This window comes from Planktotalea sp. (assembly GCF_018607995.1).
Lineage (GTDB): Bacteria > Pseudomonadota > Alphaproteobacteria > Rhodobacterales > Rhodobacteraceae > Planktotalea.
The window spans coordinates 11,856-31,434 of sequence record NZ_JABBAL010000003.1; the positions used below are offsets into that span (position 1 = coordinate 11,856).

The 19,579-nt window shown below is 52.5% G+C and carries 19 protein-coding genes and 2 pseudogenes; 12 read left to right on the forward strand and 9 right to left on the reverse strand.

Annotated features, from left to right (window positions below):
• Nucleotides 1-52 precede the first annotated feature (52 nt).
• Nucleotides 53-547, reverse strand: coding sequence for a L,D-transpeptidase family protein (locus tag QZ280_RS00910; RefSeq protein ID WP_293440244.1), 495 nt, complete (start codon nucleotides 545-547; stop codon nucleotides 53-55).
• Complete coding sequence (ribA, locus tag QZ280_RS00915; RefSeq protein ID WP_293440246.1) at nucleotides 544-1,635, reverse strand: GTP cyclohydrolase II; 1,092 nt, start codon at nucleotides 1,633-1,635, stop codon at nucleotides 544-546. The genes QZ280_RS00910 and ribA overlap by 4 nt, the downstream gene beginning before the upstream one ends.
• 170 nt (nucleotides 1,636-1,805) lie before the next feature.
• On the opposite strand from ribA, the gene QZ280_RS00920 reads away from it, so the two are divergent.
• Complete coding sequence (locus QZ280_RS00920) at nucleotides 1,806-2,492, forward strand: response regulator transcription factor (RefSeq protein WP_293440248.1); 687 nt, start codon at nucleotides 1,806-1,808, stop codon at nucleotides 2,490-2,492.
• Nucleotides 2,493-2,651: 159 nt separating this feature from the next.
• Here the strand turns inward: QZ280_RS00920 and QZ280_RS00925 are convergent.
• Nucleotides 2,652-2,816, reverse strand: a pseudogene (locus QZ280_RS00925) (redox-sensitive transcriptional activator SoxR); the annotation flags it as partial.
• A gap of 197 nt (nucleotides 2,817-3,013) precedes the next feature.
• On the opposite strand from QZ280_RS00925, the gene QZ280_RS00930 reads away from it, so the two are divergent.
• The 5 genes from QZ280_RS00930 to QZ280_RS00950 all read left to right on the forward strand — a co-directional run bounded on the left by QZ280_RS00930 (nucleotide 3,014) and on the right by QZ280_RS00950 (nucleotide 6,684).
• The gene (locus tag QZ280_RS00930) at nucleotides 3,014-4,009 is read left to right on the forward strand and encodes a zinc-dependent alcohol dehydrogenase family protein (protein ID WP_293440249.1); all 996 of its coding nucleotides are present in this window, start codon (nucleotides 3,014-3,016) and stop codon (nucleotides 4,007-4,009) included.
• 38 nt (nucleotides 4,010-4,047) lie between these two features.
• Nucleotides 4,048-4,836: an exodeoxyribonuclease III gene (locus QZ280_RS00935; RefSeq protein WP_293440250.1), complete on the forward strand. Its 789-nt coding sequence runs from the start codon at nucleotides 4,048-4,050 to the stop codon at nucleotides 4,834-4,836.
• Nucleotides 4,837-4,910: 74 nt separating this feature from the next.
• A complete protein-coding gene (locus QZ280_RS00940) occupies nucleotides 4,911-5,825 on the forward strand; it encodes a co-chaperone YbbN (protein ID WP_293440251.1) in 915 nt (304 codons plus the stop codon).
• A gap of 26 nt (nucleotides 5,826-5,851) precedes the next feature.
• Nucleotides 5,852-6,496 carry an LON peptidase substrate-binding domain-containing protein gene (locus tag QZ280_RS00945; RefSeq protein ID WP_293440252.1) on the forward strand — a complete coding sequence of 215 codons (645 nt, stop codon included), beginning with the start codon at nucleotides 5,852-5,854 and terminating at the stop codon, nucleotides 6,494-6,496.
• Nucleotides 6,493-6,684, forward strand: a complete 192-nt coding sequence (locus tag QZ280_RS00950) for a Trm112 family protein (RefSeq protein WP_293440254.1) — start codon at nucleotides 6,493-6,495, stop codon at nucleotides 6,682-6,684. The genes QZ280_RS00945 and QZ280_RS00950 overlap by 4 nt, the downstream gene beginning before the upstream one ends.
• On the opposite strand, the gene QZ280_RS00955 is transcribed toward QZ280_RS00950, so the two are convergent.
• Nucleotides 6,681-7,943: a UbiH/UbiF/VisC/COQ6 family ubiquinone biosynthesis hydroxylase gene (locus tag QZ280_RS00955; protein ID WP_293440256.1), complete on the reverse strand. Its 1,263-nt coding sequence runs from the start codon at nucleotides 7,941-7,943 to the stop codon at nucleotides 6,681-6,683. The genes QZ280_RS00950 and QZ280_RS00955 overlap by 4 nt on opposite strands.
• A 42-nt stretch (nucleotides 7,944-7,985) precedes the next feature.
• On the opposite strand from QZ280_RS00955, the gene QZ280_RS00960 reads away from it, so the two are divergent.
• The 4 genes from QZ280_RS00960 (at nucleotide 7,986) to QZ280_RS00975 (ending at nucleotide 14,302) form a co-directional block, all read left to right on the forward strand.
• On the forward strand, nucleotides 7,986-9,314 hold the full coding sequence (locus QZ280_RS00960) for an amidase family protein (RefSeq protein WP_293440258.1): 1,329 nt from the start codon (nucleotides 7,986-7,988) through the stop codon (nucleotides 9,312-9,314).
• 110 nt (nucleotides 9,315-9,424) lie between these two features.
• Complete coding sequence (locus QZ280_RS00965; RefSeq protein WP_293440260.1) at nucleotides 9,425-10,603, forward strand: aminotransferase class I/II-fold pyridoxal phosphate-dependent enzyme; 1,179 nt, start codon at nucleotides 9,425-9,427, stop codon at nucleotides 10,601-10,603.
• A gap of 15 nt (nucleotides 10,604-10,618) precedes the next feature.
• Nucleotides 10,619-13,615: a DNA translocase FtsK gene (locus tag QZ280_RS00970; RefSeq protein WP_293440261.1), complete on the forward strand. Its 2,997-nt coding sequence runs from the start codon at nucleotides 10,619-10,621 to the stop codon at nucleotides 13,613-13,615.
• Between the two features lie 81 nt (nucleotides 13,616-13,696).
• Nucleotides 13,697-14,302, forward strand: coding sequence for an outer membrane lipoprotein carrier protein LolA (locus QZ280_RS00975; protein WP_293440263.1), 606 nt, complete (start codon nucleotides 13,697-13,699; stop codon nucleotides 14,300-14,302).
• On the opposite strand, the gene QZ280_RS00980 is transcribed toward QZ280_RS00975, so the two are convergent.
• Nucleotides 14,299-14,886, reverse strand: coding sequence for a lytic transglycosylase (locus QZ280_RS00980; protein ID WP_293440265.1), 588 nt, complete (start codon nucleotides 14,884-14,886; stop codon nucleotides 14,299-14,301). The genes QZ280_RS00975 and QZ280_RS00980 overlap by 4 nt on opposite strands.
• Nucleotides 14,887-14,969: 83 nt before the next feature.
• Complete coding sequence (locus tag QZ280_RS00985; protein WP_293440267.1) at nucleotides 14,970-15,851, reverse strand: AEC family transporter; 882 nt, start codon at nucleotides 15,849-15,851, stop codon at nucleotides 14,970-14,972.
• Nucleotides 15,852-15,935: 84 nt separating this feature from the next.
• Between QZ280_RS00985 and hspQ the strand changes: the two genes are divergently transcribed.
• Nucleotides 15,936-16,262, forward strand: a complete 327-nt coding sequence (gene hspQ / locus QZ280_RS00990; RefSeq protein WP_293440269.1) for a heat shock protein HspQ — start codon at nucleotides 15,936-15,938, stop codon at nucleotides 16,260-16,262.
• On the opposite strand, the gene QZ280_RS00995 is transcribed toward hspQ, so the two are convergent.
• The 3 genes and pseudogenes from QZ280_RS00995 to QZ280_RS01005 all read right to left on the reverse strand — a co-directional run bounded on the left by QZ280_RS00995 (nucleotide 16,259) and on the right by QZ280_RS01005 (nucleotide 19,006).
• Nucleotides 16,259-17,836 (reverse strand): gamma-glutamyltransferase family protein, encoded by a 1,578-nt coding sequence (locus QZ280_RS00995; RefSeq protein WP_293440271.1) that lies wholly within the window; start codon nucleotides 17,834-17,836, stop codon nucleotides 16,259-16,261. The genes hspQ and QZ280_RS00995 overlap by 4 nt on opposite strands.
• 492 nt (nucleotides 17,837-18,328) lie before the next feature.
• Nucleotides 18,329-18,667: an ATP-binding protein gene (locus tag QZ280_RS01000; RefSeq protein ID WP_293440273.1), complete on the reverse strand. Its 339-nt coding sequence runs from the start codon at nucleotides 18,665-18,667 to the stop codon at nucleotides 18,329-18,331.
• Nucleotides 18,660-19,006, reverse strand: a pseudogene (locus tag QZ280_RS01005) (STAS domain-containing protein). Before QZ280_RS01005 ends, QZ280_RS01000 begins: the two are co-directional and overlap by 8 nt.
• A gap of 70 nt (nucleotides 19,007-19,076) precedes the next feature.
• On the opposite strand from QZ280_RS01005, the gene QZ280_RS01010 reads away from it, so the two are divergent.
• On the forward strand, nucleotides 19,077-19,538 hold the full coding sequence (locus QZ280_RS01010; protein WP_293440410.1) for a GAF domain-containing protein: 462 nt from the start codon (nucleotides 19,077-19,079) through the stop codon (nucleotides 19,536-19,538).
• Nucleotides 19,539-19,579: the final 41 nt, after the last annotated feature.

Consider the following 19,579-nt stretch of genomic DNA (forward strand, 5'->3'; position numbering starts at 1 on the left):
GGGCTAATCCCTGGCGCTCCCCAGGATATTTATGGAAATAGGAAGATTTGCCTTACCGCACGATGAGGCGTGTATTTTGTGTGATTTTCGATGCGATGTCGTGCAGGTGGTCACGTCGAAATGCGATACAACCTTCGGTCGGATATCCCGGCCTTCGCCATTGGTGGATGAAGATTGCCGAGCCTTTATGTGGGGTCGCGTTGGGCCAGTTCCAATCAGTTAGAATCACGAGGTCATAGAGTGGATCAGCACGTCTTAACGTCTCGTGGCTGTGGGGATAGGGCACCCGGACATGGTGATTGTAAGCCGCATCTGTTGCTTCGTCAGACCAAAGATCGCGCGGACCAATTGGCTTTGCCATCGGCGTTGGCTGTTTAAGACGATCTGGGCGATGAAGCATCCCTACAATGCGGTGGATACCCCGCGGTGTCGCGCCGTCACCTTCGCGTTTGTTTGTCACGATACCGCCCTTCCCATGTGTGCAGGGATAGAGGCGACCTGCAAAGCGGACGCCTTTTGGCGTGAGCACAAGGTCATAGGGGGTCACAAAAAATGCCCCGATTTGGTGGCCTTGGTGCGCAGATAGTCAGCGTTGAAACGGTTTTTGCCGACTTTCAAGGCAACACGTTCACTGACGGCGATGCCTGTCTTTTGCATCATGTCGATCTTTGCGGGGTTGTTTGTAAGAAGGCGGACCTGCGCAATGCCAAGTTTGGTTAACAGCGCGGCGCCAATCCGAAAATCGCGTTCATCATCTTCAAAACCAAGACGATGATTGGCTTCGACCGTATCAAACCCCTGATCTTGCAATGAGTAGGCGCGCATCTTGTTGGCAAGGCCGATGCCGCGTCCCTCTTGGTTTAGGTACAAAAGAACGCCCGCCCCTTCGGCCCCCATCTGAGCGAGAGCGGCACGAAGCTGTGGCCCGCAATCGCATTTGAGTGACCCCATGAGATCACCTGTGAAACACGCGGAGTGCAGTCTGGTGAGCACTGGCTGATTGCGATCAGGTGCGCCCACAATGATCGCGTAATGCTCCTCCCCGCCATTATCGGGGCGAAACACGTGGAGTTGACCTTTGTCGGACACTTCCATCGGCAGGCGGGCATGAACGATATCATAGTAATGCGCTGAGACGCCGAGCAAAGGTTCAACTTGCACAGTAAACAGAGTTGTAAGGTCATGTTTCGTTGCAAAGTCGCTTGGGTTTTCGAGATCAGTGATCAAGACGGAGGGCAGCAAGCGCGCGTCTTTCGCCAAGCGCAAAGCGACGCGATGCGCGTCCGCTTTGCCGTTTCGTACGGAGTGCAACGGCCCTTTCATTGGGGTGCGCAAGTCGTCAGCAGGGTCTGCGAGCGCTATAATCCAGCGCAGATCAGCATTTTCTGGAACATGAATGCGCGCAAGATCGCCATCATAAGGGCGCGCCTTTAGGGTTTCTGCGCGACGTGCTGTAATGCTCAAAACTGTGTCACCCGGCAATGCGCGGGCATCCGCAACGCGGTCTGGAGTAAGCGTTTCTGTCGCTTGAACCAAGATCCCAACGGGGCCATCGATGATCACAATCGGCACGCCCATACGTAAATCACCGCGCGCGCGTGCGATTTTTTCGGATGGATCTGGTGCTAAATTCATGTTTTGCCCACCGCTCTTTGAAACACTTTGCTACAGAACGCCCCTGATTGCCGAGGAATATGAAACAAATCAAGGTTGAATAACACATGGACGTGAGGGAGTGCCACAAAACTTGTCGAATGCCGCATGCAGACGCATGACTATAACAATAGCGGATAGGAGATGATCCAATGGCACAGCTTAAGAATATCCTTCTTGTCGATGATGACGATGATCTACGCGAAGCGCTCTCTGAGCAACTGGTGATGACCGAAGACTTCGAAGTCTTTGAGGCTGATTCAGGTGCAACCGCGATGGAGCGCGTCAAAGACTCGCTTTACGATTTGATCATCCTCGATGTAGGCTTGCCCGATACGGATGGTCGTGAGCTTTGCCGTTTGATGCGTAAGCAAGGTGTGAAAAGTCCTGTATTGATGCTGACGGGTCATGACAGCGACGCGGATACGATCCTTGGTTTGGATGCTGGTGCAAATGATTACGTTTCTAAGCCCTTCAAGTTTCCTGTCCTTCTAGCGCGTATTCGCGCACAGCTTCGACAGCATGAGCAATCTGAGGATGCTGTGTTTAGCTTGGGTCCTTACACGTTCAAGCCGTCGATGAAGATGCTGATTACAGAGGACGAAAAGAAAATCCGCTTGACGGAGAAAGAAACGAATATCCTGAAGTTTCTTTACCGCTCGACAGAGGGCGTCGTGCCGCGCGACATGCTTTTGCATGAGGTCTGGGGCTACAATGCAGGCGTCACAACGCACACCCTGGAGACTCATATTTATCGTCTTCGTCAAAAAATTGAACCAGATCCGTCAAATGCGCGCCTTCTTGTAACTGAATCTGGTGGGTATAGATTAATAGCTTGAGATTTTAACTTTGAATGAGCGCGAATAGTTTTGATCTAAATCAAGGTTTAACCTCGTATTCATGATTAAATGACCAAGATGAGACACCGCGTATATCCGGTTTATGGTATACACCTCTCTGTTGGACTGGCCCGGGCAAAGCCCCGGGTCTTTTTTTGGCTAACGGTCGAGGCTGAAGGAAATGACCGGCCCATCCCCGTGCTGCGCTAGTGTGTCTTCAGGATTGTAGAGGGCGCAGGCGTCAAGCGACAAGCATCCGCAACTAATGCAACCATCCAAACTATTTCGCATTTTTGTCAGCTTAGCGATTTTCGCATCAAGATTATGAGCCGGGAGAGCGGTTCTATTTCAGTGGCGAGAACGAGATCGAATATGAGACCGTCGCCTATGATTGAGGCTACGGCGAGTTAACCTCCAAAGTTTATTTGGCAAGTTTAAGCGTGACGTTGCGGCGCGTGGGGTTAACTTGTGGCGGCCCGACAGGCATCGTGTTGTCGACAATATAAACTGGAGCCTGTCGGATGTCTGAAACTGTGAAGCAAGTTGTTTATTCTGAGTTTGGTGACCCGACCAAGGTCTTAAGCCTTGAAGAGGTGGCCCGCGAGGTTTTGGAACCGGGCCAAGCACGTGCGGATGTTCTGCGTTCACCGATTAACCCGTCAGATTTGATCCAAGTGTCGGGCAACTACGGTGTTCGCCCACCCTTACCAGCGATTGCTGGCAATGAAGGGATTGGTCGGATCACTGAGGTAAGCGGCGAAGTGCGTGGGCTGTCTGTCGGTCAGCTTGTCTTGCTGCCAGCTGGCGTGGGGACGTGGCGCAGTGAGGTCGTTGCCTCTGCAGGAGCGTTCGTGCCGATGCCTGAGGGCGATGTCGATCAGCTTTCTATGATGATGGTAAATCCTGCGACCGCGCAGCTTTTGTTGACGGATTTCATTGAACTGGCCGAGGGTGATTGGATCATCCAAAGTGCTGCGAATTCTGCGGTTGGCACCTATGTCGTACAGCTTGCCAAGGGCATGGGTGTGAAAACCGTTTGCGTGGTGCGCCGTGAAAGTGCTGTGCAAGGCCTGCTTGATCAAGGGGCTGATGTGGTTCTTGTCGACGGCCCTGATTTGGTGAAACGCGTGAAACAGGCGACGGGCGGCGCGAAGGTGAAGCTCGCGCTTGATGCGGTGGCGGGTGACACGTTCGGCCGTCTTGGCGAAAGTTTGGAAGTTGGCGGCACGCTTGTGAATTACGGGGCGATGTCGAATGAAGCTGCGTCGATGCAGGCGGGTGCGATGATTTTCCGTGACGTGCGCGTGCGTGGGTTCTGGCTCGTGAATTGGTTTGAACGCGCAAGCAAAGAAGAGCGCATGGTGACCTATGGCGCGCTGACCAAAGCGGTGGCAATGGGTACGCTTCATGCGCCGATTGATTGTGTGTTCACGCTTGAAGAAATCAGCGAAGCTGCACGCTACACGTGGGCGGGGGAGCGGTCTGGCAAAGTGTTGCTTGCACCGAACGGCATCTAGGCTAGTTTGGCGCAATCTCATCTGAAAAAGGACGCGCCATGAGTTTTACTCTTGCTACTTGGAACATCAACTCCGTGCGCTTACGCGAGCCGATTGTGTGCAAATTGCTGCAAGAGGAAGCGCCGGATGTGCTGTGCCTACAGGAATGTAAATCGCCTGTTGAGTTGATCCCGACGGAAGCATTCGCGGCGCTTGGCTACACCCATATGGTTGCGCGGGGACAGAAGGGCTACAACGGCGTTGCGATCCTGAGCAAACTGCCAATCAAGGAAGTTGGGGCCGAGGATTTTGCGCAGCTTGGTCATGCGCGTCATATTGCTGGGCAGCTCGAAAACGGTGTGACGATCCACAATTTCTACGTGCCTGCGGGCGGTGATGTGCCGGACCGTGATAAGAACGAGAAGTTCGGACAAAAACTGGATTATCTCACCCAAATGCGGGATTGGTTCAAAATGAAAAGCCCTAAAAAGAGCATCCTTGTCGGCGATTTGAACATCGCTCCGGGTCAGGATGATGTTTGGGATCACAAGAAGCTGCTCAAGATTGTCAGCCACACTCCGATTGAAGTGGAACATCTGGGCGAGGTCATGACGGCGGGTGATTGGCATGATGTCACGCGCGCGGATATCTCTGAGGGCAAGCTTTATAGCTGGTGGTCGTACCGCGCCAAGGATTGGGACGCTGCTGACAAAGGCCGACGTTTGGATCATGTTTGGGCAACTGGTGATATCGCTTCTGCTGCCCATTCGTCGCGTGTCTTGCGTGAAGCGCGCGGATGGAAAAAGCCGTCGGATCATGCGCCTGTGTTTGCGACGTTTGATCTCTAATGCGCTGGCCCTTGCGAAAGTGAGGGTGATGGGCCATCTAGAGCACAACACAGAGACAAATAAGGCGATGAGCGATGATTGAACTGGGCACAGGTACTGCGACGGACACGGCTAATCTGATCATGGACGTCAACGAAAGCACTTTTATGAAAGACGTGGTGGAAGCGTCTGACTTGGTCCCTGTTATAGTCGATTTTTGGGCACCTTGGTGTGGACCGTGCAAAACGCTTGGCCCCGCATTGGAAGCTGAAGTCATGGCAGCCAATGGTGCCGTTAAGATGGCGAAGATCGATGTGGATCAAAACCAGACGATCGCAGGGCAGATGCAAATCCAATCAATCCCTGCTGTATTTGCGTTCTACAAAGGTCAGCCAATTGATGGCTTTCAAGGCGCTTTGCCGCCCTCCGAGATCAAAGCCTTTGTTGCGCGTGTGATTGAAGCCGGCGGCGGCGACCCATCGGGCGGCTTGGACGACGCGATTGAGGCAGCAACGATGATGCTAGAGGAAGGCGACGCAAGTGATGCGGCGCAAACTTTCGCGGCGATCTTGGAAGAAGACGATCAATGCGTCGCAGCCTATGCAGGTCTTGCGCGTTCGCATTTGGCGATGGGCGAAGCGGATCAAGCGGAGGCTGTGTTAAACGGTGTCCCTGCGGATATTTCATCTGCGGCGATGATTGAAGCGGCTTTCGCGCAAATCGCGCTCGCGCGGCAGGCGGAGCAAGCGGGGCCTTTGGCGGAGATGTCAGCGGCGGTTGAAGCTAATCCAGATGATCTTCAAGCGCGCTTTGATCTTGCCGTTGCGCTGAATGCCGATGAGCAAACAGAAGACGCTGTCGACGCATTATTGGAAATCTTCCGACGTGATCGCGAATGGAACGAGGGCGCTGCAAAAACGCAGCTTTTCACTATATTCGATGCACTCAAGCCAGAAGATCCCATCGTTTTGAATGGCCGTCGCAAATTGAGTTCGATGATATTTGCCTGATCGCGCTGACGGGCTATATCAAGAGCATGAAGAAAATTGGTGACCTCCCCGATATCTTGCCGGCCTTTCCTTTGCCCGGTGCTTTGCTTTTGCCGCGTTCGCGCTTGCCGTTGCACATTTTTGAACCGCGCTATCTCGCGATGGTGGATGATGCGTTGAAAACACAAGGACGTCTTATTGCGATGATCCAGCCTAATCCGGGTCGGACGGGGGATGAAAAGGGCTTGCACAAGATTGGCTGCGCGGGTCGCATTACGCAGTTTTCTGAAATGGAAGACGGGCGATATATGCTCACGCTTGCGGGCGTATCGCGGTTTCGTCTCGTGGGTGAAGTCGAAGGTTTCATGCCCTATCGCCGCGTCAAGTTGAATTGGGATGGCTTCGAACAAGATCGCAAGGAGGGCGAAATAGATACGCCTTATGATCGCGAGGCCTTTTTGAACCTCCTTTCAAAATATTTCACCGTTCGTGACTTAAGTGCGGATTGGGAAACGTTGAAGGATGCGGATGACGAATTGCTGGTCAATTCGCTCTCGATGATGCTTGATTTCGAACCTGAAGATAAACAGGCGCTTCTGGAAGCGCCAAGCCTATCTACACGCCGCGAAACATTGGTCACCTTGATCGAATATTTCTTACGCGGCGGGGATGCAGAGGAAATGATGCAATGAGCATTGAGAACGACGCCCCTGACTTTGATCCGCATATGCTAGAGGCGCTTATTTGCCCGCACACGCAAAGTGGCTTGGAGTACGATGCAAACGCGCAGGAGCTGGTATCGAAGAAGGCGGGTCTCGCTTTTCCTATTCGAAATGGCATCCCTGTGATGTTGCTGGATGAGGCGCGCAAGCTCGACTAGAGCGGTCTACCTGTCATCAATTTTGGCAAATCTCCCGTCAGTCCTGCAGCTTCGCGAATGAAGGTGCGACGCAGGCTTGGGACAGAATTCACTAGACCCATTCCCAGATTACGACCCATGCGTAGGATTGGATTATCATTAGAAAACATCTTGTTAAAAGTATCTGTCGCAACCGCAAGCGTAGCCGTGTCAAAGCGGCGCCACTGTTGATATCTCTCCAACACGAGGGCTGATCCGATGTCTTCACCGCGCCTTTGGGCAAGGGTTATCACCTCCGCCAATGCTGCAACATCCCGCAATCCAGCGTTTAGACCTTGCCCTGCAATCGGGTGAACACCATGCGCGGCATCGCCAATGAGGGCGAGGCGCTCTGCGGTGAAGTTGTTCGCAATGGTGAGGTTTAGAGGGTAGGTAAATCGCGCGCCTGCAAGTTGGATATATCCCAGGAAATCGCCAAACGCGGGGCGCAAAGCGTCCAGATACTCCGCGTCAGGGAGGGCATGAATGAGTTTGGCGTTTTCTTCTGTTTCGCTCCAAACAATAGAGCTGCGATTGCCTGTCAAAGGCAGAATCGCCAAAGGCCCTGAGGGCATAAAGAACTGATGCGCAATCCCGTTGTGGCTCTTTTCATGCGTGATTGCGCAAACCAGCGCGGTCTGGCCATAGCCCCAACCTGTGCGTTTGATCTTTGCACGTTCAGCCGTGCCACTGCGGCGCCCGTCTGATCCAATAAGGACACGTCCGCGCAACATTTCACCAGAGGCAAGCGTCACAGCAGCACCAAGAGGCGATGTGTCTTGCGCAATCACGGTTTCGCTGTGGAGGAGTGTGATCAAAGGGTTCGCGTCCATTGCGTTCAAGAAAGTGCGGCGCAGATAGCGGTCTTCGACTAAGTAGCCCATCGGTCCTTCTTCGATTTCCGCATGATCGAAATGCATGAAAAACGGTGAAGGACCTTCGCCCGCACGCCCGTCGGTCACTTTGATTTCCAGCATGGGTTGAGCATCATCTGCCAAGCCATCCCAAAGACCAAGCGCGTTCAACAGCCGTTGCGACGCGAGCGCCAAAGCATAAGAGCGCCCGTCAAATTCGGGATCCTTTTGCGTGTCCAAAGCCAACGCGTCAATCACGGTGCTGCTCAACCCGCCTTGCGCGGCGGCAAGCGCCAAAGCGGAGCCATTCAAGCCGCCACCTACAATGATAAGATCGGTATCTAATTTCATAGTTTGCAATATGGGTGCGTGCGCAGGATTGTCCATGCGCTTTGGCGCCGCTACGCTGCGACGAAAGGGAGAATAAAGATGCAAGATTGGTTAAAGATGAGCGCCGCTGCGCTGGGCCGAGGAATTGAAGCGGGCGAGATTGATCCGGTGGATCTGGCGCAAACCTATCTTGATGCGGCGAGCGCCCATCCCATGAGCCATCGCATCTATGCGCGCCTCACGCCGGAGCGCGGGATGGCTGAAGCTGCTGCCGCCAGCGCGCGTGCGAAAGCAGGTCACCGTCTGTCACCACTTGATGGTGTGCCGATCAGTTGGAAAGATCTTTTTGATACAGCAGGGATCGCGACGGAAGCGGGCAGTGCATTGCTCAAGGATCGTGTCCCAAGCGAAGATGCGGAAGTTTTGCGCGTGTCCACGATGATGGGCACTGTTTGCATCGGCAAAACCCATATGAGCGAACTGGCCTTCTCTGGTCTGGGCTATAACCCAGTGACGGAAACGTCGCCTTGTGTGCATGATCCAGATGCCGTGTCTGGTGGATCGTCGTCAGGGGCGGCAGCCTCTGTCGCTCACGATATTGCGCCCCTCGCGATTGGATCTGACACGGGTGGGTCGGTGCGTTTACCTGCGGTTTGGAATGATTTGGTTGGCTTGAAGACCACGGCAGGACGGGTTTCCTTGAAAGGTGTTGTACCTTTGGTGAAAAGCTTTGACACGGTTGGGCCTTTGGCTCGCACGGTTGAAGATGCGGCGCTTGCGCTTGCTGCTTTGGAAGGAACAGTCGCGCCTGTTTTACGTGGAGCAAGTTTGAAAGGTGTGCGCTTTGCGATTTTGAAGACTTTGGCGCTGGACGATTTAGAGCCTGAGCCGCGTGCCGCGTTTGAGGGGGCGGTTGCTAAACTGAAAATCGCAGGCGCAGACATCGTTGAAATCGAGGCACCTGAAGTGATCGAAGCGATCTCGCATGCGGGTCCGCTTTATCCAGGGGAAGCCTATGGCATGTGGCGCACCGAAATCGAAGCTAATCCTGGCGTCATGTTTCAGCAGGTCTTGAGCCGTTTCCGTGCTGGCGAAAATTTCTCTGCACCAGATTATGTCGCCGCTTGGGAAACCTTGAACGCGTTGCGCGAAACGTGGAACGCGCGCATCGCGGCATACGACGCTGTGCTTATCCCGTCATGTGCGATCTTGCCGCCCAAGATTGCAGATCTGGAGGTGGATGAAGCGTTTTATGTGGAACGAAATCTAATAGCGCTACGCAACACGCGCATTGGTAACCTTATGGGATGTTGCGCGCTAACGCTGCCAACGGGTGTGCCAAGCTGTGGTATTATGCTCAACACTTTGCCGATGCAGGAGGAACGTTTGCTACGCATTGGAGCCGCCACAGAGGCCGCTTTGGCCTAAATGCCACAAGTTGTTCTGAAACTTGCGATTTTTGTTGGACGTGAGGCACGCGCTTAGGTTACTTTAGTCTCAACGGGGCGAAAATGATCCCGATATTGAGGCACTAGAATATGTTCCCTGAGCGGTTTTCGAACCTTCCGCCATACGCGTTTCCGCGTTTGCGTAGTCTATTAGACCATCACGAACCGGGCGGTGACGTGGTGCACATGACTATTGGTGAGCCGAAACATGCCTTTCCTGACTGGGTTTCAGGGATTATCGCCGACAACGCTGCAGGTTTTAACAAATATCCCCCGAATGATGGCACGCCTGAGTTGCAAGGCGCGATTGCCGATTGGCTAAAGCGTCGTTTTGGGGCCGATGTTGATGCATCTAATCAAGTTATGGCGCTGAACGGCACGCGCGAAGGCTTGTATAATGCTGCCATGGCGCTTTGCCCTGAAACGAAAAACGGTGCGCAGCCGATCGTTCTGACGCCCAACCCATTCTACCAAGTTTATATGATCGCCGCGATCTCCGTTGGCGCAGAACCTGTTTTCGTTAATGCAACGTCGGCGTCTGGACATTTGCCTGACTTTACAGCCTTGCCCGAGGATGTGTTGAAACGCACTTCCATCGCTTACATGTGTTCGCCCGCGAACCCCCAAGGCGCAGTCGCGTCGGAGCAGTTCTGGCGTGAACTTATCGCGCTTGCCGAACAGTATGATTTCCAGATTTTTGCGGATGAATGCTATTGTGAGATATACCGCGATACGCCGCCTGTCAGTGCTTTGGAGGTTGCGCAGGATATGGGTGCCGCCCCTGAGACGGTCGTTGTGTTTCATTCGCTTTCTAAACGCTCGAACTTGCCTGGCTTGCGTTCGGGCTTTGTGACTGGCGGCGCTGAAAGCATCAAACGTATAAAACAATTGCGCGCCTATTCTGGTTCGCCCTTGCCGCTGCCTTTGCAAAAGGTCGCCGAAAAAGCATGGGCGGACGACACACATGTCGACGAGAACCGCGCTCTTTATCAAGAAAAATACCGCATCGCGGATGAAATTTTCGCGAATGTGCAAGGCTATCGAGGACCGAACGCCGGATTTTTCCTATGGCTACCTGTTGAAAATGGTGAAGAGGCTGCGCTGAAGCTCTGGAAAGAGACGGGCGTGCGCGTTTTGCCGGGTGAATATTTGAGTAAAGACACGGATCAGGGAAACCCTGGCCGTGAATACATTCGGGTCGCTATGGTGGCCCCAAAAGACGAAATGCAGCGAGGATTGATCCAAATCCGCGACTGTCTGTTCGCATAATAGACGAGGTACGGGATGGCATATCAAGCACGCGGACGTGATCCACTCTTGGATAGCAACATGCAGGCCATGATTGAGAAACGCGGCAAAGAGATGATTGGTGCAGCGCTGATTGTTTTTGGTATTCTGGCCACGATGGTCGTTGGGTCTTACACGCCGACGGACTCGAGCTGGCTGTCTGCGACGGATGCGCCTGTGCAAAATATGCTGGGTCAAATGGGCGCGTCGATTGCAGCACTTTTGTTCATGATTGTGGGCAAAGCGGCGTGGGTTATCCCTGTTTTTGCACTTGGATGGGGCGTGCGTTTCATTCTACATCAAGGTGCAGATCGTGCGCTGGGCCGTTTGATCTTCTTGCCGATTGCTGTGGTTGTTTGCGCAGTTTACGCGTCCTCTTTGCTGCCGGGTGCCGCTTGGGCGCATGCGTTTGGTTTGGGTGGTTTGTTTGGCGACACTGTACTCGGCGCGTTCTTGACGTTCCTACCTTTCAGCGCTGCCTTCGGCCTTAAGCTACTCGCGCTGTTTTTGGCCGTTGGATCAATTGTCATACTTGGTTTTGTTTTGGGTGTCACACGTTATGAGCTGAAAGAAGGCGCGCGATTCCTCGTAATTGGCGTGGTCGTGACCACCGTCATGGTGATGCGTTTGATCGGCAAGGGTGCAACAGGTGCGGTTAGTGCGGCTGGTACGATGCAAGCACGCCAAACTGAGAAACGTGAAACGCTTCGTGCAGAAGACGAAGCCCGCGCAGCCCGTCGTTTGGCGGATGAGCCACCGATGAGCTTTGCAACGCCTGAGCCTGTGCACGAGGCAGTTTTTGAAGAGCCGGAACCGACACCAGCGCCAGTGCCTGAAAAAGAGAAGTTTGGCCTGCTCGCGCGGATGCCATCTTTGATCAAGCGCGCAGAGCCTTTGCCAGAGCCAGAGCTGGTCGAATATGAACAAAGCGAAAACTACGCGCAAATGCCAACGGATGATCGCATCAAAAGCAAAATTTCTGACGTGATCAAAAGCCGTGCGCACAATCACATGGTGACGCAACCGCCGCAAACGTCACATCCTGCAAAGGCACGTGGTCGTGGTCCGACGCCGCTTGTTGTCGATACGGCGCAACCGAATATGCGCGTTGAACCCCCGATGAGCGCGTCTTTCCAGGCGCAACAGTCTTCGGAGCAACCTGTTCCGCAAGAGTCAATATCAATGATATCAAAATTTTACGCTGATCCTGAACCAGTCGTTGAGCCAACGCTTCAACCAGATGCAATGGCTTTTGATGCGATGCCAGCAGAATACTTGCCGCAATCAGAGCTGGTCGATGCACCAAGCTTTGACAATGCGCCAGAAGTCGATGAATTAGCGATGGCAACCTATGCTCCTGTTATGGATATCCTGACGCTAGAACCGAAAAGCGTTGTGCAACATACGCAGCGCAAGCCTGTGCAACCCTCCACGCGCGCAAAGGCAGAGGCTCAACCAACGTTAAAGTTTGCTGACAGTGCCGCGGCCTTTGAACTGCCGCCTTTGAACCTGTTGGAAAGCCCGATTGAAGTTCAACGTCACCACTTGAGCGATGAAGCTTTGGAAGAAAACGCGCGCATGCTTGAGGCGGTTTTGGATGATTACGGCGTCAAAGGCGAGATTGTCTCTGTGCGTCCGGGTCCAGTTGTCACCATGTACGAACTTGAACCTGCACCGGGTCTAAAAGCGTCACGCGTGATTGGTCTCTCTGATGATATCGCGCGTTCCATGTCTGCGCTGTCCGCGCGTGTGTCTACAGTGCCGGGACGCTCTGTTATTGGTATAGAACTGCCGAATGAGAACCGCGAGAAAGTAGTTCTGCGTGAAATCCTTTCAAGCCGTGACTTCGGTGACGGTCAGCAGAAACTTCCTCTTGCTTTGGGCAAGGACATTGGCGGCGATCCCATCGTGGCAAACCTCGCCAAGATGCCCCACCTTTTGATCGCGGGCACGACCGGTTCTGGTAAATCCGTGGCGATCAACACGATGATACTTTCCTTGCTTTACAAGCTGACACCGGAAGAGTGCCGCTTGATCATGATCGACCCGAAGATGCTTGAGCTGTCCGTATATGACGGCATTCCACATCTTCTGTCCCCTGTTGTGACCGACCCGAAAAAAGCGGTTGTCGCTCTAAAATGGACTGTGGGCGAGATGGAAGAGCGCTATCGCAAGATGTCCAAAATGGGCGTGCGTAACATTGATGGCTATAACTCTCGCGTCGACGATGCGTTGAAAAAGAACGAAATGTTCTCGCGCACTGTGCAGACTGGCTTTGATGATGAAACGGGTGAACCGATCTTTGAAACGGAAAAGACGCAGCCGGAGAAAATGCCCTACATCGTCGTCGTTGTTGACGAAATGGCGGATCTGATGATGGTTGCGGGCAAGGAAATCGAAGCGTGTATTCAACGTCTCGCGCAGATGGCGCGTGCGTCTGGTATTCACCTGATTATGGCGACACAGCGTCCGTCTGTTGATGTTATCACCGGTACGATCAAGGCCAACTTCCCAACACGCATTTCGTTCCAAGTAACCTCGAAAATTGATAGCCGTACGATCCTTGGTGAAATGGGCGCGGAGCAACTTTTGGGTATGGGTGACATGCTCTATATGGCGGGTGGTGCGAAGATTACGAGGTGCCATGGTCCGTTTGTAAGCGATGAAGAAGTCGAAGAAATTGTGAACCACCTCAAGGTTTATGGCCCACCAAACTATATGAGCGGTGTTGTTGAAGGCCCGTCTGATGATACGGCCAGCAGCATCGACACGGTTCTGGGACTTGGCGGCAATACTGATGGCGAAGATGCGCTTTATGACACGGCTGTTGCGATTGTGGTTAAGGATCGTAAGTGCTCGACCTCTTATATTCAGCGCAAATTGGCGATTGGTTACAACAAGGCTGCGCGTTTAGTTGAACAAATGGAAGATCAGGGGCTTGTTTCCCCCGCAAACCATGTGGGTAAACGTGAAATACTGGTACCAGAAGCGTAATAATGGCGATCCTTCGCTGCTCTCACCTTTGTGAGGGTCACGTGGGGTGTACCCTTTGCTAAGAATGGTTAAGTGATACTCATGAAAATTTGGACAGCCTTCCCCGCCGCCGCGATTTTACTCGCAACTGCACTGCCTGTTGCGGCAGAGAAGATATCGCTGAATGCACTTTCGCGTTATCTGAAGCAACTCAGCACAGCCAAGGGAGCTTTCACGCAAGTGAATGACGATGGCACGATTTCGACTGGGACTATCTTTATCAAACGTCCGGGTCGTATTCGGTTTGAGTATAACCCACCGGAGAAAGCGCTGGTTCTGGCCAGTGGTGGCACGGTGATTATTCATGATCCAAAGACGAATGAGCCGCCTAAAAGCTACCCGCTGGCGCGCACGCCTTTGTCGATCATTCTCGCAAAGAACGTGAACCTGTCACGTGCGAAGATGGTTGTTGGTCACACGGCGGATGACAAATCTACGACCGTGAAAGCGCAAGACCCAGAGCATCCTGAGTACGGAAATATCGAACTCGTGTTTACCTCAAACCCGATCGAGCTGCGCCAATGGGTCATCAATGATGATGCTGGCAGCCGCACGACCGTGATTTTGGGCGTGCTGGATAAGAAAGCGCGGATGAACAACACATTGTTTAATCCTGAATTCGCGCTCCCCCAAGGGACTGACCGCTAACCGCGGCACCCTTGTAGCTGATTTCGATACTTGTAAGACCGCTCGTCAATCTGACCCGCAATGCGCATTAACCACGATTTGCCGTAGAATGATCCGCGCTTATAGCCTGTGTGACCCTCGTGATAGGCCAAGTACTGATTGCGCGCATCGTTCAGAGAAATACCATTTCGCTGCTTTGAGCGGTTCATGTACCAACCCATAAAGTCCGACGCATCCGCGATCCGATCACGTTTGGCAGAGCGGCGGCCTTGATCGACCTGATACTCTTTCCATGTAGCATCAAGCGCTTGAGCATACCCATAAGCAGAGCTTTGCCGCCCCATCGGAATAACGCCAAGCGTGTATTTCAAAGGTGTTCGGGCATCGCCCTTAAATTTGCTTTCTTGATACATCGCAGCCATCTGAACATGCACAGGCACGCCCCATTTCTGCTCAGTTTTGCGGAAGGCTTTCATGTATTTAGGACGTTGCTGCGCAATGCTGCAGGCGTTATCAAGATTTCGTGGCGCAGACGACTTATTGCCGCCTCCGCCGCAAGATGCGACCAGGGCTGAAATTACCAGGGCGCGAAAGATTCTGCTCATATGCCTCTCGCTTTAAATTATATTTTTCGCATTTTAGCGCAAATTTCCGCGTTGCAAAATGATTTTCGCTTGAGGCGAGCCGACTACAGCAGAAAAGCGAGCAACAGCGGTATTGCAGCAACGGACATGAGCGTCGAAACGACGACTAAACCTGCAATTGCATCGGCATCGCCGCCATATTTTTGGGCTAGCAAGTACGCGGTGACCGCAACGGGGGTAGCTGTTTGCAGCACAAGAACTGCGAGTGGGATGTCGCTAAGACCAAGCGCTGTGCCGATTGCCAAAGCCACGCCTGCGCAGACGCCGTATTTTACGAAGGTGAGGATGAAGGCTTGTCCGATGCGTCCGGGTTTCAGCCGCGCGACCGCCACGCCAAGGGTGATGAGCATCATCGGAATCGCCATTTGCCCAACTAATTCAAGTGTGTTGGTTAAGAAATCAGGCGTGCGCCAACCTTGCCAGAGAAACAAAGTACCAAGTAAGGTCGCGCTAACCATCGGCTCTTTTAGCGCTCTCATCAAACTGCTGCCGCCTGAGACAATCCAGATACCAAATGTGAAGGAGAGGATTGCGGATACGGCAAAAATAACCATCGCATAGCTTAGCCCTTCGGCCCCGAACGCAAACAACGCAAGCGGCAGGCCAAGGTTACCAGTATTGCCGAACGTGAAAGGTGCAAGATAGGTTTGTTGTCGCATGTTCAGCGCCCAAAACCCGAGCGCACCGATTGCCACAATCGCGCTATGCGCCAAGATGCTGGCCAACAAAAGCGTGGTTAATGCACTTGGATCAATCTCGGTCTTCATTAGTGCGGTGAAGATCAAACAAGGCACTGCAAGGGTCATGGCAAGACGCGTAACAAATTCAACGCGGTACTCAAATCCAAGTTTGACCCAGCTGAACCCGATCAACGCTAGTAGAAACACGGGCGCAACGATTTCCAGCACTGTCACAAAGATGATCACAAACTGTTTCCCTGAATTTAGACCCAAAAATTGGACAAGACGCACTTGAATTGGGTACTAACCAAATGTAGGAGCTGCAATGCAATGATCGTATCGCATTCAAAATATCACCTCGGGCAGATAGTTCGACACAAAAAACATCCCTTCCGAGGTGTGGTTTTTGATGTCGATCCGACGTTCAGCAATACCGAAGAATGGTATGACGCGATTCCCGAGGATAGCCGTCCCAAGCGCGAACAACCGTATTATCACCTGCTCGCGGAAAACGATCAAAGCTACTACGTGGCCTATGTGTCAGAGCAGAATTTAATCGCGGATTATTCAGGCGAACCTGTGGATCATCCTGATATCGAGGACCTGTTTGGCCCCATCGAGGATGGGACCTATCCTTTGCATTTCCAGCTAAACTAGTAGCCCAAAGCACATCCATCTTTGCGTGGATCAGATGCGCCAACGAGCACGCCATTTTCATTGATTTTGATGGACTGTGCTCCGCCAATTGGCCCATTTGGCTCTTCAATCTTGTGTCCGAGGTCTGCTAATTCAGCGCGCACTTGGTCGCTGTAACCTTTCTCGATCTTGAGAATGCCGGCATCGGCAAAGGCCCGTGGGGTATCAATGGCGCTTTGGGCATCCATGCCAAAGTCCTTTAAGTTTGATAGAAAACGCGCGTGTCCATTGGGTTGATACGCACCGCCCATCACGCCGAACGGCATATTAACTGCGCCATTTTCAGCGAGCATTCCAGGGATAATAGTGTGCATCGGGCGTTTTCCACCGCCAAGTTCATTGGGATGGCCAGCCTCAAGCGTGAAACCAGCGCCGCGATTTTGTAGCAAAATGCCGAATTTTTCAGAGGCGATGCCAGATCCAAATCCATGAAAAATCGAATATATCAACGACACAGACATGCCGTCACGATCAACAACGGTGATGTAAATCGTGTCTTTGTGAACGGCTTCGCTTACCTTTTTGGGTGCAGCCATAGCGCGTTTTGGATCGATCAACCCTGCAAGTTTTTCTGCAATGTTTGGCGCCAACATATGATCAAGCTTCTCGGTGTGATCTGGATCAGCGAGAAAACGATTACGCGCATCATAGGCCAGCTTGGCCGCTTCCGCTTCGATATGCGCGCGCTCTGATCCGAAGGGGTCCATCGCTGCAATGTCGAAATGCTTGAGGATGTTCAGCATCAAGATAGCGGTTGCGCCTTGGCCATTCGGTGGGTGCTCAAACAGCTCTGTGCCTTTGTAGTCTCCGTTGATTGGCGCGGTCTCTTCTGAGGTGACATTCGCGAAATCTTCGGCGGTATGTACGCCCCCGAGTGATTGGAGCGCGGTTAACATATCATCGGCTATTTCGCCTTCATAGAAGGCTTTGACCCCATATTTTGCAATGCGCTTCAGGACCTCTGCTTGACCGGGGGCGTAGAACATGTCGCCCGCTTTGGGGATCTGACCATTGATCAAATAGTGTTTCTTGCCAGCGCCTTGCAGTATTTTGGAGGCATCAAACCAGTCGAACGCAACACGCGGTGCTACAGGAACACCTGTCTGAGCGTAGTGAATTGTAGGTTCTAAAACCGTGTCAAATCCAAGTTTGCCCCATTTTTCGTTCATCGCCGCGAAGGCGTGCATCGCTGTGGGAACGGTGACTGCATCGGGGCTTTGTAGGTGAACCGTTGCATGGCCCTTTTCGCGCAAGTTCGCTGCATTTGCAGCAGCAGGTGCACGACCTGAGCCATTGTAGGCGTGGACTCTGTCGGATCCGGCTGGAGAGACGAGTGCGAATAGATCGCCTCCAATCCCCGTCATTTGGGGTTCGCAAATTCCCAAGACCAGCGCGCCAGCAATTGCTGCGTCCATTGCTGTACCACCTCGCTTGAGAATATCGATCGCGACATTTGCCCCAAGCGGATGCGACGTTGCGCACATCCCATTGCTTGCAAATACTTCGGAACGTCCTGGAAAATGGAAATCGCGCATATTTTCTTCTTTCTTAAGGTGTCAGAGAAACCTTAGTTCGGCTTGCGAAGCTTGCCAATAATCGAAGAGCGTTGGGGAGGTTCCCAGCGTCGCGTACTGGGTGGGGGCAATTAACACACGACGCTGGAATGAAGCTATATGCAGCTACAAGACCAGTGGTGGCGGTTTAAAGAGACAGTTTTTGGCTCAGAATGGGGATTTTTAGGATGCGGCACCTATTTTTCATTAGAGCACGCCGCCCGCAAGGATTTTTAGCAACTTCGATGTGATTGGAATGTCCTCATGGCGCCAAGACCGATACTTCGCTGGATACCTTCGTGTGTCGCCTGCAAATATTGACCAGGGTGCCTACAATTCTGTCAAAGGAATCGAAAATCTTAGAATGTTTCGGCCCTCACGGCGGCGGTACGCTAGATTCATAGTCATATCGCGAATCAATCCCCAACCGAAGCCGCCCTCAGGCAAGCTATCCAGGTCGATTGTGAGATCATGTTACTGTTTTGATGGAATCTCGCCACCCGGCAACATATTTCTTTGATCAATGACTTCGAAGCGAATGTTTGTTGTTCGCTTGATGCAGCTTAGTGTTATCGTGCCAGAGGACTGTGCAGAGTAGGCGTGTTCGACAATGTTATTCGTGACCTCTGCTAAAACGATTTCGACAATTCTAAGCGCGGAAGCTTCGGTCCCAAGTGCTTTCAACGCCTGACAGGTCAATTGCAAAGCCCGCCGCACAGCGATTTCACGCGCTGTGAAGACGAGGTGTACGTCAGGTGGTGAAGATGTTTTGGACTGAATGGTCATGGGTTCTATGAAAGAGCCGTCAGGCACTTTTTGCCTCATTCATTTTCAATGCATCGAGCGGTGATTTAAAGATATTAAACACCCGCTCCATCCGCGTAAGCGCAAAGACTTTCGCCACAATGGGTGTTAGCCCAGCAAGATGCAGTGGGCGATCTCTACCCAGCAGTTTCATCGCCGCAACGATTGCGCCAAGTCCACTGGAATCAATAAACTCGACATTAGATAGATCCAGCACAACGGCGTTGTCTTGATCAGCTGTCAGTTGCGAAAGGTATCTTTGAACTGAATAGCCGCGACCGCATCGATACGTGTTTCTTCCACTTTTAAGATTTGAAGATCACCACTTGTTTCACTTGTAATATTCATGTGCATCTTGCCTGTTCTGGAAATACTGAAGACACACTTAGGAGCAATTGGTTACGATTCGATAAGCATGATGAAGCGTGTAAATTATAAAGATCTCTCCGCGATAATGTTGTCTTTGACGCAGGGCGAGACCGACGAAATTGCCTTGATGGCCACCTTTGCTTGCGAGGTGCATCACAGCGATGATCGGTTTGATTGGACCGGGTTTTACCGTGTCACCGCGCCGGAACTATTGAAGATCGGACCCTATCAAGGTGGGCATGGGTGTTTGGTAATCCCATTTGATCGCGGTGTTTGCGGGGCTGCGGCACGCACGCAAGAAACGCAACTTATCAAGGATGTAGAGACTTTTGAGGGTCATATCGCATGTGCCAGTTCTACTCGCTCTGAATTGGTTATTCCGGTCGTGAACGGGGCAGGTCGATTGTTGGGTGTGCTGGATATCGACAGCGATCAACCCGCTGCATTTGATCAAACTGATGCGGATAATTTGACGGAGCTTCTTAATACCGTGTTCACAGATGTCGCCTGACAAATATACAAATGTTTAGGTTATGAAAAAATCCTTTGATT